Genomic DNA, 16,681 nt, shown 5'->3' with positions numbered 1-16,681 from the left:
ACCAGAGGCTCCGTAAGCTTCTGGCGGAAAAACTGCGCACGGAAAATGCCGACCTGCGCAAGAGACTCGGGCTGGATGAATAGGAGATCCGCAGCTCGCGATAGGCCGTCGGGACCTAGAAGCACGCCTACGGATTGTTCCAGTAGGAGTCTAGCGCCCACGCACGCATTGACCAGTTGAACAGAGCGGGGAAGGGCTGTATTGGTCCACCCGTAGCAATGCAGCGGCGCCGACCGGCGCTTGAGTTGAGACATATGAAAACGCCACCACGCAGGTTTATTGTTGAATTCAAGTCGTCCCGACGGCAGCAAAAGGGGCGGACAAACTCGATTTGGGGGGAGACGGACTTCAAGGCTCTGACCCGCGAAGTGGAAGAGATAGCGCCGCATCTGTTCAATTCAACAGAACCAACCGTCCCGTCGGATGCAGATCACCCGCCGATCAACTCGAATGCGGGTCTCGCCGTGCAAGACACGGACGAACAAAAAGAACGAGCTGTGTTGGCCTCGACCGAAGACGCAGTCGAATCATCGGAGTTGGATGACCCCACTCGTTCGGCAGAGGACGCTGTTTTTCAACCGCAAGAAATCTCGCCGCCTCGAACAGGACCAAAAGGCGGTGTTTCACGAAAGAGCCCCAAGCACATTCCGATGGACGTGGGTGAGGATAAGACCAGGCAGGCCAACAATGTAGAATCCCCGATCCCCATGGACGAACTGGACGCCCTTGACCTAGAAAACAAGCGACTCAAGAGGTTGCTCACTGAGCGGCTTCGTGTACAGAACTTGCAGCTCAAGAAGATGCTTGAACGCTTTGATGTCCCCTGAGTTCTGGAGCTCATGGCAAGGTCGGCCGCTCCCGAAAGCCCTTCAGGAGCGTCCAGGGCTGCGCTCTTTCTCGCGCTAAGCACGGTTCAGGGCCGCCTGTTGAAATCAAGTACGCACCATCCTCCCGACTTCCCGTCGCCGTTTTGGATGACAAAATCAAACTGGAGCCCACACCGGCTTGCAATCCATTCCGATTGCTTGGGGAAGCTGCTGGCCACCTTTGCAACGGTCTCGCACCGTGGCTACGGGTCGTGATGACGCTCCGTTCCCTGAGCCAACCCAGTTCTCGGGATTATCTGAGATGTTCCTCCCGAAACGCGGTTCGCGATGGTTGCTCAGTTCCTATAGGAGGAAGAAGATGCTAGAAACCAGGACCTGCGTGCGGGCTACCCAATGGTCGCGCCGGCTTACGCCGACGCTCGTTCGCGTCTAGCCAAGGAGATCGGCAAGCGTCGCAGGCATCCCGACAAATAAATGCGTTATCGCCTGGGTGGGCATCGCTGCTTGAAGCCTGTTCGGGGCGGCTCTCCTTCCTCGCGACAAGGCTTTGTCGCGAACGGAGTCCGTCCACCCCAACTGAGATCCGAGGCTATCCAGTGGCCGCCTCGGAGAGCAATGATTTTCACCGCCCAAGGCCATACTGATCATCCTGTATAGGCCCGGCTGAGCGTCTCACGATTTGCTCCGTCCCTCCTGGCGGGGGCGACCGATAGTCCGCCAACTCAATCATTGCCAGTTATTCATTGGCTCCGTGGCGCGCCCCGGGCGACCCAGGCGGCGCCTTCCCGCCCATGATGAAAGCCGTTGGAAGGCGGGGCTAATGGATAGATCCGTCGCAATCGTTCGATCCCGCCGCCCGCGTCCACCCGACCGCTTAGAAGTTCGTCATAGACACGCGCGACCGCCACATGTCGCAGTCCTGCGGCGACAGGCGAAAGTGGAGCACGCCATGACAAGATCAAGTCCTGGAACTCCGGAACGAGGGCCTGGCAGGTGAAGGAGACGGTCTGCACGCCATTCGGGGCGAGGAAGGATTGTCCGTCGAGGGTTTTCACGGCAAGACCGTCCGGATCCTCCTTGCAGACGAACTGGCAATTGTCCTTGACATAGCCCTTGGCGCGGGCATGGGCGCAACGCGCGGAAATCGCGAGCGGCATGCGCCCGAAGGCGAGCACTTCGAAATCGATGCTCATCTCTCTGATGGAGAGTTGCAGAAGTTCGGGCGGCAGGCACATGCTCGTCGCGCCACGTTTCGAGAGCACGCGGGCGGTCGCCGCGTTGTGGACGTTGACCAGCGGTCCAACCTAATGCGGCTTCCCCTCGAGCAGAGCCAGCGTCGAAAGATCATTCGCCTCGACCGGGTAGGGGCTGGCGTATAGCCGGAATAGAGTCGTGTCGAGCAAGACTAGACCGGCCGCCGATCAGCTCCAGTGAAGGCGAGATTGTGCGGCAGCCGTTGGCGATCGTCCTCGGGCTTTCTGCCCCTGCCAGCCGTTCAACGAGGTAGAGCTTTTCGAAGAACCGGAGCGCCCGCTCCGGCGGTCCGCCACCTTTCTTTCTGGCCTTGAGAGCGTCTACAAACCGCCGCCTGGTATGGGCCTATGTAGCCAAGATGGGTCGCGGCCTCGAGTGGGAGCCGCGCGGAAAAGCCATGCCGCGGCAATCACCGAGAATGGGAGTCGGCGGCAGGATGCCGATCGACAATAATCTTCTGGAGCATGGCATCAGAATCTTTGCCACTGGCCGGAAAAGCTCGCAAGTCGTCGCCACGAGACCGTGTCGGCCATCCAGAGCCTGCCTTGCAATTGTCACACTTATTATGTTTTGTTGCACCGCAGCATTACCGATCTGCCAGCCCCTGTAGCTGCACCTGCCTGTCTACAGCTGCCTGTACGGCGCATGATCGAAGGAGTTACTATGGCATGTTCAATGAGCAACACAGGCGCGTCCGCCATCGGCCGAGGCCACCTCGATATCGGAGACGCTGTTCGGCGATCTCGCGAAGCGGTGGGATATAGCATCGAGGACCTTGCATTGACCTGCGGGCTCACTGGCACTGAAATTACAAGGATCGAAATAGGTGCTGATGTCGACCCGGCCAAGCTCAGGCGCATCGCGGCTGCACTTCGAGTGCCAAACTCCGCGTTCCTGCAGAACTAACGCCAGCGCGTGGCGTCAGCGGGATCTGCTCCCCGTGCGCGTGCGTTTTGTTGCGGCGCCGCCGGCTCGAGGCGAGGTGCATGGTCCCCGTCTCCTCGCAGCCCTGATCATTCCCCCTTCGAGAGGTGAGGGCGGCCCGGACAACCTTGCTGCCACTCGGCGCGTACGATATTCGCCGCGGGGCTGATCGAAGTTCGAGCAAACGTTCCGACTTTCCAAACCTGCTGAGTTAAGGTGATAGGCCCCATTGCCACGAGCGGAGCGCTAAGGTACGCCTCGACGGTGAGCACGTCAGCCTGTTGGCTTTAGCTCGCGCGGAAGGCGTAAGCTGCTCGTGGACCATTGCGGCGATCTTCATGTGGCCCTCGTCCCATCAGGCGACGGCGGTGCCGGACCAGCGCATTGCGGCTGACAAGCATGCGAGACGGAAAGTCATTTGGCAGATCCTCTCGGCGAAGACAGGTCGGGGTAGGCTCAATCCGGAGCTAACCTGCCGGTCGGATCGACATCGTTGCGGGAGGTGCTACGGACGTAGTTCGCAAGTTTCGTGACGGTTTCGAACTTCTGGGGGTCGCGATAAGGCCCGAACTTGAAGTATTGCGTGAGGCGCGCTCCGGTCTTCGCATAGCCGATTCTGCCGTCCACCCTGCCGATCTTGACGCCGTTGGCCCAGATCTCAACGAACGCCTTGTTATCCGGGGTCAGCCCAAGGTGATAGACCATCGTCGTCCAGCGGCCGAAGGGATCGGGAAGCAGGTGATACTGTTGCGCGATAATGCCACGAGCACATCCGGGGTCGCGTGCAACTTCGATGGCCTTGGACGTGAAATCCATCCTGCTCTTGCGATGCTGCAGAGGCGGAACCACCTTCGCCTTGTCGTCATGGGGCCATCCCGCCGGCGACTGCGAAAGTGGAAGTTGGTCGGCCACCAGCACTCTGCAGAGCACGTCGTCGGGGCTCTGCTTCGGAGCGAGGTTGTCCTGCTCGACCGTCACCGTGAACCTGCGGCCGGTGAAGCGCTGCGCGACGAGGGGGCCGCCGCGCGCGGCCTCGCCCTCCTTCCACTGTCCTGCGACGAACCGCTTGGAGGTCGCCTTCAGGCTATCGTCGACGAACATGTCGAAGCGGTACCATACATCGGTTCCCAACGGCACGCGGGCCTCATGGGATTCCCATAACTCGGCCCTCTCGTCGCCATCCCGCTGATAGTCTCCGTCCTCGTCGATGCAGCCGGCATGATGCTCCCTCAGGGGAGCTAGCGCCTTCGGCTCCGGTCGCACGGTCGCGACCATCGCTGTCCGGCCTGACCCGTCCGTGGCGCCGAACTTGAAGGTGTTCTCCGGACGATGGCAGACGAACCAGTATCTAGGACGCGGTTCCTTCGCGAAGTTCTCCGACACGAGATATCGTGGCGGGCCCGCCATGGAATGGGTGCAGCCGGCCAGAAACGCCAGAAGGACAGGAGACAGAAATGCGCGCACGTCGTCCTCGGAAACGGAGAGTTTCGATCGCGGTGTAGAAGACCGAAAATCTCAATCCAGATTGCAACCTGTAATATTATCGTCGTATCATTTCGTGTAAGAGTGTCAAGGCTGGTCGATTGGGAGCAGACCTTCGGGGCACTTGAAAGGACTTTGGCGGGCAGCAGCAACCATACTATTTCGATAGCCGTATCGTGGGGACGCTACGACATTGCTCGCGTTCGACGTTCTGGACGAAAGGGCTCGAAAAGGACTCGCCGGGTTCACGATCAGGGTGAAGCCTCCGACACGACCTCCATACTACCTTCTCAACAACCTTCGCTTCGAGCATCCGGAACAGCATGCGCGGGATACGTCGGGGCCTGAAAATTCGACGATGAACGCGCCGATACGCAAGTTCAGATGGCTTCACGTGCCCGGACTCGACTACCAGGGACTCGACCCAGAATTCGGCTCATATACGTACACGATTACGCCGCGCTACTTCGGCGATGACCATCGGCTGAAGGCGTTCGATCGCGCTCTGAGCCTCGACATCAAAGTGACTATGGCACCTTTCGAGACAAAGAACCTGAAGCTCGGCTTCACCAGGGGCTACACGCAGTCGCAGGCGTTCGCCCGTCACTTCGGCAAGTCGGCTCCGATCCGGCCGAAGGGCGACGAGCTGCTCTTCGACACCGGCGAGGTTGCGGGCCGGTCTCTGCAGGGCGAGGAGTTCCGCTCCGCTGGTCTGGCTTCACCGCGCGGAAGCTGATCTTCGAGGTGTTGGACGAGGTGAAGGGCGACAAAGATCTTGAGCTCGATGTCTTCGCCTACGACCTCAACGAGCCGGACGTCATGAAGGCGCTTATCAGCCTGGGCGCGCGGGCCCGCATCATTCTCGACAACGCGGCCTTGCATCACGACACGGACAAGCCCAAGCCCGAGGACCAATTCGAACAGAAGTTTGCTGCGTCCGCGGGCGCCGGCTCCATAAAACGAGGCCGCTTCCGACGCTACGCCCACCATAAGGTCTTCATCGTGAAGAGGAACGGCGCGGCCCAGCTGGATCCTGAAGGGCTCCACAAACCTCTCCGTCACCGGCGTCTACGTCAATTCGAACCACGTGCTGGTCTACGATGACGCGGCCGTCGCCGGGCGATACCTGCAGGTCTTCGAGCACGCTTGGAAGACCAAGGCGAGCAGTTCGTTCAGACAGTCGCCGCTCGCAAACACCCGGTACGACTTCGATCAGGACGTCCCATCGACGAGCATAACGTTCGCACCGCATGCCGAAGCGATGGCCAGAAGCGTGCTCGGCGACGTGGTCGCCAGGATCGGGAAGGAGGTCACTGACGGCGGCATGCGGGCCAGCATCCTCTTCGCCGTGATGGAGCTGGACAGCCGCGCGCTGAATCCCGTCTACGAAGTGCTGAACAAGATCCATACCGAGAAGTCCATCTTCTCGTTCGGGATATCGGACAATCCGAAGGGGATTTCGCTTTACAAGATCGGCTCCGGCCAGAGCGTCCTGGTCACCGGCAAGCCGGGCAGGACCCACCTGCCGCCTCCTTTCGAACAGATCCGCTACGTGGGGCTCGGCCATCAGGTCCATCACAAGTTCGTCGTATGCGGGTTCCGTGGCAATGACCCCACGGTGTTCTGCGGATCGTCCAACCTTGCGCTCGGTGGCGAGCAGGCCAACGGCGACAACCTCCTGGCTATCCGCGATCCGGAGGTCGCGACGGTCTTCGCGATAGAAGCCATCGGCCTCATCGACCACTTCAATTTCCTGAACGGATTGGATAGGGCCCCCTCTGCCAACGACGAGGCGGCGCGGACCGCCGACAAGCGCGAAGCCGCGGTCCAATCGGAATGGTTTCTCAGTAGCAGCGACGCATGGGTCGGAAAATACTTCGATCCGGACGACCTCCACTGCAGGGATCGCGGACTGTTCGCACTTTAGGCAGGCGTAACAATGCCCCGCAAACGCCCTTCGCATGTTGCGATCGGCTTCACATCGATTTCGGGATGCCGGGGTCAGGCGGCCATCGACCAATTCACGCTACCGTTGAGTAAGCGATAATAAAATCTCGTGGTGTTTGCACAAGTCATCTGGACCGCCTTCCTCCTTTGTGCAAGATCCGCCGGGAAGGGGAGAAGCGCATGAACCATATCTCTGCAGCTCAAGCCGAGCCAATCGAGCAATCCATATTTCAAAGCAATCTTTCCGTCGAAGCCAAGATTGAGCGAGCTCGCATGGAGCTTCTGGATCTTGGAGCGCGGAACCGCCTGCTGAACGTTCCGCGCTTCTCGAAGAGCGCGAGGACGGTCGACGTCGTCGAAGAGAAGTCGTCGGAGGTCTTCCGAATACTCGTTTCCGAAGGCAGGGCGATGACGTTCCTGCCTGGTGCGAAGGGCAGGGACTCCAAGGACGACCAGGAGGACGAATCCTTGGCAGAGCTGGCGCTCCCCGACGATGACGAGAGGGACGAAGGCGGACGTCTCGTCCGGCACGGCGACACCAAGCTTCAGACCCGCATGACGCCCAACGGCCTGCAGAAGCGGCTCCTCGATCTCTATTTCGACGCCCGGACGCTCGAGGAAGAGCAGGGGGTCAATATCCTGTTTCTGGGCTTCGGCACCTTGAAGTGGGTCGACCCCAACAATGCCGAGAACGTTCGCTACGCACCGTTGATCCTCGTGCCCGTAAGACTGGAACGTGGCAGCGCAGCCGAACGTTTCAGACTACGCGCGCGACCGGAGGAATTCGCGTCGAACCTTTCTCTGGAAGCCTTTCTTGATAGGATACACAAGATCCGAATGCCAGTGTTCGAGGCGTCGGATGACTTCTCATTCGAGGAATACGCCGCCAAGGTAGCGGAAGCCATCAGCATCAAGCCGACGTGGTCGGTGCAGCCCGACGACATGGTTCTCGGGTTCTTCTCGTTCGCCAAGTTCCTGATGTACCGGGATCTGGATCCGAGTCTCTGGCCGGAAGACAAGAAGTTCACCGACCGCCCCTTGATAACTTCGCTGGTTTCCGACGGCTTCACGAGGACGGAGGAACTGCTAGCGGAGGATGCGAATATCGATCTTCACATTTCGCCTCGCGAGATGACGCACATCGTCGACGCGGACAGTTCGCAGACGCTGGCGATCCACGAAGCACGCAGAGGCCGAAATCTCGTCATTCAGGGACCGCCGGGAACGGGCAAGTCGCAGACGATCGCCAACATCATCGCGTCCGCCGTCGCCGATGGAAAGACAGTCCTTTTTGTCGCGGAAAAGATGGCCGCTCTCGAGGTGGTCAAGCGTCGTCTCGATCAGGCGGGCGTCGGGGACGCGTGCCTCGAACTTCATAGCAACAAGGCCAACAAACGTGCCCTCCTCGCCGAACTGCAGCACGTCTGGGATCTCGGCGCTCCGAAGGGAGAGTCTAGCGACGCGCTCGATCGTCGGCTCACCGAGACGCGTGACAGTCTGAACGCGCATCCCGTTCGGATGCACACAGTCTATCAGCCTTACGGGCTGACGCCGTTCCAGGTAACCGGCCACCTTTCGCGACTAAGGCGGCAAGGCCTTCCGCCTTCGGACATCGAGCTTGCGAACGCCACGACCTGGACGCCCGAGACCCGCGACCGGATTGTCATGCTTCTGTCGGAACTGGCGGAGCGTATCAGGGACATCGGTCTCCCGATCGATCATCCGTGGTATGGCGTTGGTCTCACGGGCATCACGCCGCTCGATCTTGAGCGTCTGACCGGCCGCCTGAGAACAGCGAGTTCCGACCTAACGCAGCTCGTCGCGGATATGCAGGCGGTTAGCGCCCGCCTGGAGCGGGAAAGGCCGTTCTCCATCACCTCGTTCAAGAAGGACGTGGCACTTGCCGAGCGGATTGCGTCATGCCCTGAAAAGGTCGCGCCGCGGGCATTGGCGAACCCGATCTGGGATACGGAGCAGTCGGCGATCGCCAAGGCAGTCAAGGATGGAGCACAGTTCTCACGCCTGAGAGGCGATGTAGACGCTCTGTTTCAAGGCGAGGCCTGGGCGACGGACCCGTCGCCTATTGCCACGCAGTTTGCACGGCTGCCCACGGACTTCCCTGCGGCCGGCTTCGCCACTCTCTCTCAGATCGACGCAGCGCTCCCTCGCTTCCTGAGCGCCGCGAGCGCTCTGCGTGGCCTGCTCGGCGTCAACGCCTCTCCCACGCTTACCTCGATCGACCGGCTGATCGTCATCGGCCAGCGGGTGGCCGAAGCTCCCGACGCCAGCCCGGACGCCTTCGTCGCTGCAATATGGGAACGTGGCCTCGACCAAGCGGGCGACTTGGCCGAAGCAGTGGCGACGCTCAGACAGGTTCAGTCGGAGTTGTCTGGAAGGATCTCCGACCAGGCATGGGACATCGATCTGACTGATGCTCGTACGGCGGTCGCAATCCATGGCGAGAAGCTCTTCAAGTTCCTGAGCGGCGACTGGCGGAAGGCCAAGGCATTGCTGAAGACGGTGATGCCCCAGACGACACCGGCAGAGACGATCCGCATCCTCGACCTGCTCCAGAAGGGCAAGCAGGCGCGTGCCATCATCAAGGACGGCGACTCTCTCGGGCGATCGGCGTTTGGAGCCGACTGGCGCGGCGAACGCTCCGATCCCAAGCCGCTGGAAAACCTCGTTCTGTGGATGCGGAGCCTGCGCGGCGTCGGAACGGAGGCAAGGCTGATCGCAGGTCGGCTCAGCGACAAGGCTGCCGTCGCCGCCCGATGCGAGCAGGTGCACTCGCTGCAGCAGGAGGTACGTGGTCTGCTGCTATCCGCCTGGAGCGACCTCGGCGAAGAAGCGGCGAAACTCTTCGCCGACGTGCCCGGCGCAGAAAGCGTAGTCCTCACCGACGCTGCCAAGCTCTTCCATGATGTTGCCGAGGCAGACCGAGCGTTCCTCGCCCTTTCGCGGTCACCACATTGCGAGGCGTCGGTGCGACTGCAGGCATTGAAGCTCCTGTCCGAGGCCCAGGCACTGAAAGTGTCGCTGGACGCGTTCGAAGTCACCGGGCACGCAGCCTTCGCCGGACAATGGATGGGGGCTGAATCCGACTGGCCGGCGCTGGCGTCGATTGCCGAATGGGTTTCTTCGAACAGCGACATCAGGCATCTTGCCTCGCGGATCGAGGACCGCGCGTCCACCGCCAAGGCAGCACACACGGCTTCTGGCGCGGGGGACGCCCTGGCAATAGGGATCGGCGACATCCTCGATTTCCTAAAGGCGGATCGGAATATCGTCCTCGGAGCGGAGAGCGCCAACGATGCCCCGCTCGATCTGCTGAGGGCGAAGATCGACCGATGGATCGAGAACGACGAGCAGCTTTCGAAATGGGCCGCCTACAAGGGCAGGGCGCAGGACGCGAGTGAAGCCGGCGTCGGCCTGGTCGTGGAACGGCTCGACGACGGCCGAGTGCGGCCCGACGACGTCGCGTCGTACGTCGAGATGGCCATCTACGAGGCGGTCCTGAGGGATCAGCACCGGCGGGATCCGGAACTCGTCCGGTTCGACGGCGAAGTTCATAGCCGCCTCGTGAGCGAATTCGCCACTCTGGATCGCAGCCGCATGGCGCTTTCACGGCTGGAGGTGGTGCGCGCGCATCATAAGAAGATTCCGGCGGTCATGGGTATCGGCCCGGTCGGCGTCCTCCGCGGCGAAATGGCTCGGCGTAAGGGTCACATGCCCATCCGTCAGCTGATGCAGAAGGCGTCTCCAGCCATTCAGGCATTGAAGCCCGTCTTTATGATGAGTCCGCTCTCGATCGCGCAGTTCCTGCCCCCAGGCCAGCTTGAATTCGACCTCCTCGTGATGGACGAGGCCAGTCAGATCCAGCCGGTCGACGCCCTCGGCGCCGTGGCGCGTGCGAAGCAGGTTGTGGTCGTCGGAGACGAGCGGCAGCTGCCGCCAACCCGCTTCTTCGCAAAGATGACGTCCGGTGGATCGGAGGACGACGACGGACAGGACGGCGCGCAGGTCTCAGACATCGAAAGCATTCTTGGCCTCTTCGCGGCCCGAGGGCTGCCGCAGCGGATGCTGCGGTGGCATTATCGCAGTCGTCACCAGTCGCTGATCGCGGTCTCCAACTCCGAATTCTACGACAGCAAGCTGTTCATAGTTCCGTCTCCGTATACGCAGGAGGCGGGGATTGGGCTCCGCTTTCGTCACGTGCCCGGTGGCGTGTTCGAGGACGGCATGAACAATACGGAGGCCAAGGTGGTCGCGGAGGCGATCATCCGTCACGCGATCGAGCACCCGAACCTCTCGCTGGGCGTCGCCGCGTTCTCAATCAAGCAGCGCAGGGAGATCCAGGATCAGTTGGAACTTCTGCGGCGACTGAACCCGCAGACCGAAGAGTTCTTCCACGCACACCCGCACGAGCCCTTCTTCGTCAAGAACCTGGAAAACGTCCAGGGGGACGAACGCGACGTCATTCTAATCTCGGTCGCCTACGCGAAAAACGCACAGGGCTTCATGGGGATGCGGTTTGGTCCGCTCGGCGCCGAGGGCGGCGAGCGCCGACTGAATGTTCTGATCAGCCGCGCCAAGAGGCGCTGCGAAGTCTACTCGTCGATCACCGATGAGGACATCGATCTCGAGCGTGGCAAAGGCAAGGGCGTCTTCGCGTTCAAGCTCTTCCTCCACTACGCCCGGACCGGTCGCCTTGCTATGGGCCAGCGGACTGATCGTCAGATGGACAGCGTGTTCGAGGAGCAGGTGATGGCAGCCCTCCAGGAGCGTGGCTACCACGTCCATCCTCAGGTTGGTATTGCCGGCTTTTTCCTCGACCTCGCGGTAGCAGATGAGGCCGTTCCTGGCCGTTACCTGGTTGGTGTCGAGTACGACGGCGCTGCGTATCACGACTCCCGATCCGCCCGTGACCGGGACCGTTTGCGACAGGAGGTTCTCGAAGATCACGGCTGGACGCTTCATCGCATCTGGAGCACCGACTGGTTCCAGCGACCCAAGGCTGAACTCGAACGACTTGTTGCGGCGATCGAACAGGCCAAGGCAGACGCCGTCGCCAACCCATCCGGTAATCACGGGGCTTCGCGCGCGGTGCCGGTCGAGGTCGTCACTATCGAGCGGGCCGACGTCACGGAAGTCGGACTTCAAGCCGCCTCCGAGGCGACACCTGCAAACAACCTTTACGTGGAAGTGACGCTTCGTCCGAACATAACGAGCGAACTCCATGAGGCTCCAATTGGCGTCATCGTTTCCCTGGTGAAGCAGACGGTCGAAGCCGAGGGGCCGATCCATAAGGACGAGATCGTCACCCGAATCCGGACGGCTTGGGGACTGCAACGGGCCGGGAACCGTATCGACGCCCACGTAGGTTCGGCGATGGACATCGCTCACAGGGCGGGAGAAATCCTCCGGGAAGAGGGGTTCCTCGTCTGGCCCGAGGCGCCCATCGTGCTTCGCGATCGCAGTGGCGTAACGTCACTGAGCCTGCGAAGGATCGAGATGATCCCGCCTATGGAAATCGATCAAGGCCTCAAAGAGATCATCGCCGCAAGCATGGGAGCAACCGCAGAGCAGGCCGTTAACGCGGTCGCGCGAGGCCTTGGGTTCAAGTCGACCAGCTCGCAGTTGCGGGATGCCATCCTCGCCCGGATTGACGCTCTGAAACTGGAGGGTGGACTCGTGGAGGAAAACACCATGCTCAGGGTGACATAGCTACCTGGGAAGCGGTGGGAGGACGCGACGCTAGAAGGAATGTGCTATTCAGGGCAGCATGTATCGCGACGAGCACGCAGCGACGGTTAAGAGACCCCGCAGTCCCACTGATGCTATGTGGCCGCGGACATCCACTGACGACAGTTGGTACACGTGCGGATAGCCGACATCTCGCGCAAGTGTATAACACACGTCTTTGGGTTTCATCTGAGCCCCGACATGGAATCTTTGTAACCACAACGTTATTTCAACGTCGGTGATGGGGCAGCTGATCTCGATTCCCTGGCGGAATAATTTCGTCGGACTCTATCTCTCATCGGCTCTCAACCCGCTGTTGCTTGGCCGCACAGCGATGGAAGACTCACGAGAAGCCGTCGACAACCGCAACAACGCTGAATTCTCCGCCGCAACAGCGGCGGCGTGCCAGAGTCTGTTGTGGAGAAAGTCGATACGTCTCCGAACACCCGTGCCGTCGTCGGGCCGCGCATCCGTTCCTTCTAACATTCCGTCCCCACGGTACCGTCGGGTGCTTCAGCTAATGGACCTGTCTGCAGGGCACCGGCCTCTCTGCCAGAGCGAATGCGGTTGCAAAACAATGAACAGAACACCAATGACCGGATTCGGGTAGCATGGTGCCCACTCGAAAACTAACTAGATTGGGTGACGGTCAAAATTCAAAAGCTTAAAGGACGCAAAGAGGTGGAGATTATAACATTTGACGAACAGAAGATCCTCGTCGGCACTCGCCGGATAGAATGCGCCGACGAGGCCGCCTTGTTCGCTTCTGAAGTTGAAGGGCTGGGACGCGCTGTTGCCAAAGTCCGTCGCCAGAGCGGTGCCGCAAGGATCATCGCCCGAACACTCCTCGGCGAACTTGGATTTCCACCAACCCCAATCTTGAAAACGGAACTTGGAATTCCGATTTGGCCAGATGGCGTTGTCGGATCTTTGGCACATCACGCTACGGTAGCAGCGGCCGCCATTGCAGAGAAGAAGACCATTTTGTCGCTTGGCCTCGACATTGAACCTAATGAGCCTCTTCCGAACGGTCTAATTGAGTTGATCGCAACGTCCAGGGAGCAAAGCATGTACGACTTCCGTCTGCTCCAGCGGAGGGACCTTTTTGTTTTAAAGGAGGCAGTTTACAAAGCGTATTGCCCAATACATCGCGAATTTCTGGAATTTCAGGACGTCGAAATCGATATAGGCGCCGGGTTGGCGTACGTCCCAAAGGCGAATTGTGCCTTTTCGATTGCGCTCCTTACCTCTGACAATATTATCGGTCTGGCGTATTTAATCGCCTGATCGAATTAGATGCATTGGGGTCTCGTGAAGACTACGGCTGGCAGGACCGCACTGCCCCGTGTCGGACACATGTCGGAAATGGGACATGGCCGCTTCAGACGGCTCTCTCCATTGGCACGTTCCACGCGGATTTATCGACAACGGCTCGCCTGGGAGAATGTCCGCGACTATACCTAATGAAAGCTCAGAGTGCCCCGCTGGATTGCAGAAAATCCCGGCTCGATGAACCTTCAGCACGTACCCCCAAACAAATCGGCAGCAGCATGACTGGCTTCGCCCTATAGAGGAGGTTGTGCAGGATTATGTTTGGCCGAGCCCGAGCTCCGGAGCCAAGACCTATTCGGCCCATGACCCTCAACCGCTAAACCGCACAGACAGCGACCGTTACGTCGCCAATGTTCGTTAATGCCGATGTCTCATCAACAAAACCGTCGATCCGGCCGACTAGCGATCACAGCCAAACGCCTTGGGTCCGGCGTTGCTCACATTCCAGTGCCGGTCCACGGCTCACGCTAACCCCACTGATCCCGAAGCGATCTGCTGCCTCACAATGTGTCGCACCCCACCCGCCCAGGCAGCCCCGCGATTACGGCTCCCCGCCGGTGTAAACTCACCGGCCACCCAGTACGGCACAGGCCCGCCAAGCACGTCCAGCAAATAGAGGTCGCGTGCTCGTAACCGGTCGGAGATCGGAAGCCGAGCGATCCTGAGGCACACTATGTTGAAGGTTCGCATTGCTCCGACGTTGCACATGAGGCAAGACAAAAATCATCGTCGAAAGAGTATGCGCTTCGCTTCTGCACCACCAGGATCAGCAGCAGAAGCGGCAACATCGAAAGCCCCACGTAGTAGGCGACGCGCGACTCATTCACCGCACCGATTTAGCACATCAAAACAATCCATTGGTTCATCGATCTGGTGAAGTGTAGGTACAGAGGAGTTGAGCTCTTTATTACCGTTGTTCAGCCCGACACCGGTAAAGAATTTAGAATGCTGCGAGGAGTTGCCGATCCCGGCTAATTCTATGTCGCAGATATGCCCAGAATGTTCGCCCGCCGTACTCTGCAATATGCCTCAATCGGCACCGTCAATATTGGAGAGCCAGGATAACTCCTCCCTCTGGCTCGATATCAAGAGTACACGGGCTCTCGACTGAGAGCGCCGCGCAAAACATAGCGGCGGGCGCTTTGCCGAGGCCACCGAGTCCGACCCGATGCGCCGCCAGTTCTCCATGAGGCGCACCATACCGGGCTCTGGATAACTCTCGCCCTCGGCGGCTTGCATGCGAAGAAACGATCCGATGGTTTAAATGAGGGATAATAATGGCCATTCGATTCCTTCAGGACGAGATCAACGATCGTGATTTGAACAGAGTGTCCTCTGGACTCTCCAGCATCTTCATCGGCAGTGGTACGCTGGCGATTCAATGCGCAAAGATCGCAATTGAGATGGGTTACGGAATCCAGGCGGCGCTATGTGCTGACCTAATATTCCGTGATTGGGCTGCCCAATGTGGCATACCATGCTTGGGAAACATGGAGGAGCTATCGGCGCTCCTGGAAGCAGGACCTGTAGACTCTATATTTTCCGTCGCCAATCCATTTATCTTGCCAAGGAATGTGTTTAGTCGAGCGCGACAAGGCGCTTTCAACTATCATGACAGCCCACTGCCAAGATATGCGGGAACTAACGCAACATCGTGGGCCCTTCTTGCCCAAGAGCCTGAACATGCCATTACGTGGCATTGCATCGATGATGGAATCGATACCGGTGAGGTGCTCATTCAGCGGTTGGTATCAATTACGCCAACCGACACAGCATTAAGTCTGAACCTCAAATGTTATCAAGCTGCCATAGGAGGGTTTACCGAACTCCTTGAAGGTTTGATCAACGGAGGGCTCAAAGGTCAATTACAAAACCTTGCAGGCAGGAGTTACTTTCCAAGGCATCGACGACCTGATGCTGCGGGGTGCATAAGGTGGGATCAATCTGCAGAATCGTTGTCAGCGTTAGTGCGTAGCTTGGACTTTGGGATGTATCATTTGAACCCATTGTGCTCGGCTAAGGTGCTTCTTGCCAATGACGCTGTCGAAGTTCGGCGGCTAGAGGTGGCGACGCCAGGCTGTGGATTTCCATCGGGTTCATTGCTTGAGATCCATCAAGACCGCTGGCGTGTGGCAACAGCAACCGACAATGTTGATATTTGGTTTGGCAGTTCTGATGATCAGCTTATCGATACAGTAGCACTTGCAAGGCAGTCAAATCTGGACGTTGGCGCTCGCCTCCCGATTTTAAGCGATGATCAAGCAAGGAGCATAACTAGAGTATTTGAAACGCTGGCGCCGCGAGAGGACTTCTGGCGACAACGGCTGCAACGATTTAAGTCATTACACCCTCCATTTCCAACATCGTCAGCATCTGCGGTTTCGTCTGCTTGGCGATCGAGCAGCGCATTGGTCCCAAGTGTATTGACCAAGTTCTCGCCGATATATCGCATTGAATGCTTAATCAGCGCTTGGCTAATCTATCTTGCCCGTGTCACAGGCGAAGCAGAACTTCAGCTGGGTTGGGCCACAAACCCCAATGCATCGCGAGTTGGGTTCATTGCAGAAGAGGCACTTATCGCCTCAGTCGTCCCAATGGAAGTGTCCGTTGACCTTAGCTGCAATTTCGAAGAAGTGCGCAAGGCTGTTGCTGCGGAATGCGTTCTGTTGAACGAGAACGACAGCTTTGTGCGAGACCTTGTCTGGCGCCATCCCAAGTTCCGAAATGCCGAACTGTTTCAATCAAACCGGCCGTGGCCGATTGGTATCACGATCACCACGCATAATAGCACCGGCGCCGATGATTTGCCTTCCGGTATGGATTCGGAGACCATCCCATCCGGCGAGGTGCTTACACTGGTTATTTGCTCGGCGGACGGGAGTTTTCGGTGGTACTTCGATGCAGATCGCTTAAAGCGCGAGCACATCGAGCGCGTCACACAGCACCTCGAAAATCTGTTGCATGCCGCAATGGCCGACCCGCAGCTGCCGGTGCGCGAGCTCGACATCCTTCCGGCCGACGAGCGCAGCTATCTGCTGGAGGAGCTGAACCGGACGGCGGCGGATTATCCATCGGACAAGTGCATCCACGAGCTGTTCGAGGCGCAGGTCCGGCGCGCCCCCGAAGCCGTCGCCCTCGTCCACGAGGACGAAGAGCTGAGCTATGGTGCG

Annotated in this window: 9 protein-coding genes and 2 pseudogenes; 9 read left to right on the top strand and 2 right to left on the bottom strand. The window is 59.3% G+C overall.

Annotated features, from left to right (window positions below; all coding sequences use genetic code 11):
• The first annotated feature begins 254 nt into the window (after positions 1-254).
• Positions 255-827 carry a hypothetical protein gene (locus QN224_RS32670; RefSeq protein WP_283980052.1) on the top strand — a complete coding sequence of 191 codons (573 nt, stop codon included), beginning with the start codon at positions 255-257 and terminating at the stop codon, positions 825-827.
• A 372-nt stretch (positions 828-1,199) separates the two neighbouring features.
• Positions 1,200-1,301 (top strand): annotated as a pseudogene (locus QN224_RS32665) (MucR family transcriptional regulator); the annotation flags it as partial.
• Between the two features lie 266 nt (positions 1,302-1,567).
• Here the strand turns inward: QN224_RS32665 and QN224_RS32660 are convergent.
• Positions 1,568-2,197 (bottom strand): annotated as a pseudogene (locus QN224_RS32660) (U32 family peptidase); the annotation flags it as partial.
• Positions 2,198-2,744: 547 nt separating this feature from the next.
• Between QN224_RS32660 and QN224_RS32655 the strand changes: the two are divergent.
• Entirely contained in the window at positions 2,745-2,987 is a 243-nt protein-coding gene (locus QN224_RS32655) for a helix-turn-helix domain-containing protein (RefSeq protein WP_283980053.1), read from the top strand.
• A gap of 474 nt (positions 2,988-3,461) precedes the next feature.
• Here the strand turns inward: QN224_RS32655 and QN224_RS32650 are convergent, their stop codons facing one another.
• Complete coding sequence (locus tag QN224_RS32650; RefSeq protein WP_283980051.1) at positions 3,462-4,469, bottom strand: heparin lyase I family protein; 1,008 nt, start codon at positions 4,467-4,469, stop codon at positions 3,462-3,464.
• A 376-nt stretch (positions 4,470-4,845) separates the two neighbouring features.
• On the opposite strand from QN224_RS32650, the gene QN224_RS32645 reads away from it, so the two are divergent.
• The 6 genes from QN224_RS32645 to QN224_RS32620 all read left to right on the top strand — a co-directional run.
• Entirely contained in the window at positions 4,846-5,223 is a 378-nt protein-coding gene (locus QN224_RS32645) for a hypothetical protein (protein WP_283980050.1), read from the top strand.
• An 11-nt stretch (positions 5,224-5,234) separates the two neighbouring features.
• Complete coding sequence (locus tag QN224_RS32640) at positions 5,235-5,591, top strand: hypothetical protein (RefSeq protein WP_283980049.1); 357 nt, start codon at positions 5,235-5,237, stop codon at positions 5,589-5,591.
• A complete protein-coding gene (locus QN224_RS32635) occupies positions 5,575-6,414 on the top strand; it encodes a hypothetical protein (protein ID WP_283980048.1) in 840 nt (279 codons plus the stop codon). Before QN224_RS32640 ends, QN224_RS32635 begins: the two co-directional genes overlap by 17 nt.
• 200 nt (positions 6,415-6,614) lie before the next feature.
• Entirely contained in the window at positions 6,615-12,161 is a 5,547-nt protein-coding gene (locus tag QN224_RS32630) for a DUF3320 domain-containing protein (protein ID WP_283980047.1), read from the top strand.
• 660 nt (positions 12,162-12,821) lie between these two features.
• Entirely contained in the window at positions 12,822-13,466 is a 645-nt protein-coding gene (locus QN224_RS32625) for a 4'-phosphopantetheinyl transferase superfamily protein (RefSeq protein WP_283980046.1), read from the top strand.
• A 1,322-nt stretch (positions 13,467-14,788) separates the two neighbouring features.
• Positions 14,789-16,681 (top strand): formyltransferase family protein (locus QN224_RS32620; protein WP_283980045.1); only part of this gene is annotated, 1,893 nt, incomplete at its 3' end.

This window comes from Sinorhizobium sp. 7-81 (genome assembly GCF_030124405.1).
Classification (GTDB): domain Bacteria; phylum Pseudomonadota; class Alphaproteobacteria; order Rhizobiales; family Rhizobiaceae; genus Sinorhizobium; species Sinorhizobium psoraleae.
This window is presented reverse-complemented; position numbering and strand designations above follow the sequence as displayed.

What these genes read in the sequence shown, in the direction of transcription:
- QN224_RS32670 (WP_283980052.1), top strand. Translation starts at nt 255, where the DNA reads ATGAAAACGCCACCACGCAGGTTTATTGTTGAATTCAAGTCGTCCCGA.
- QN224_RS32655 (WP_283980053.1), top strand. Translation starts at nt 2,745, where the DNA reads ATGGCATGTTCAATGAGCAACACAGGCGCGTCCGCCATCGGCCGAGGC.
- QN224_RS32645 (WP_283980050.1), top strand. Translation starts at nt 4,846, where the DNA reads ATGAACGCGCCGATACGCAAGTTCAGATGGCTTCACGTGCCCGGACTC.
- QN224_RS32630 (WP_283980047.1), top strand. Translation starts at nt 6,615, where the DNA reads ATGAACCATATCTCTGCAGCTCAAGCCGAGCCAATCGAGCAATCCATA.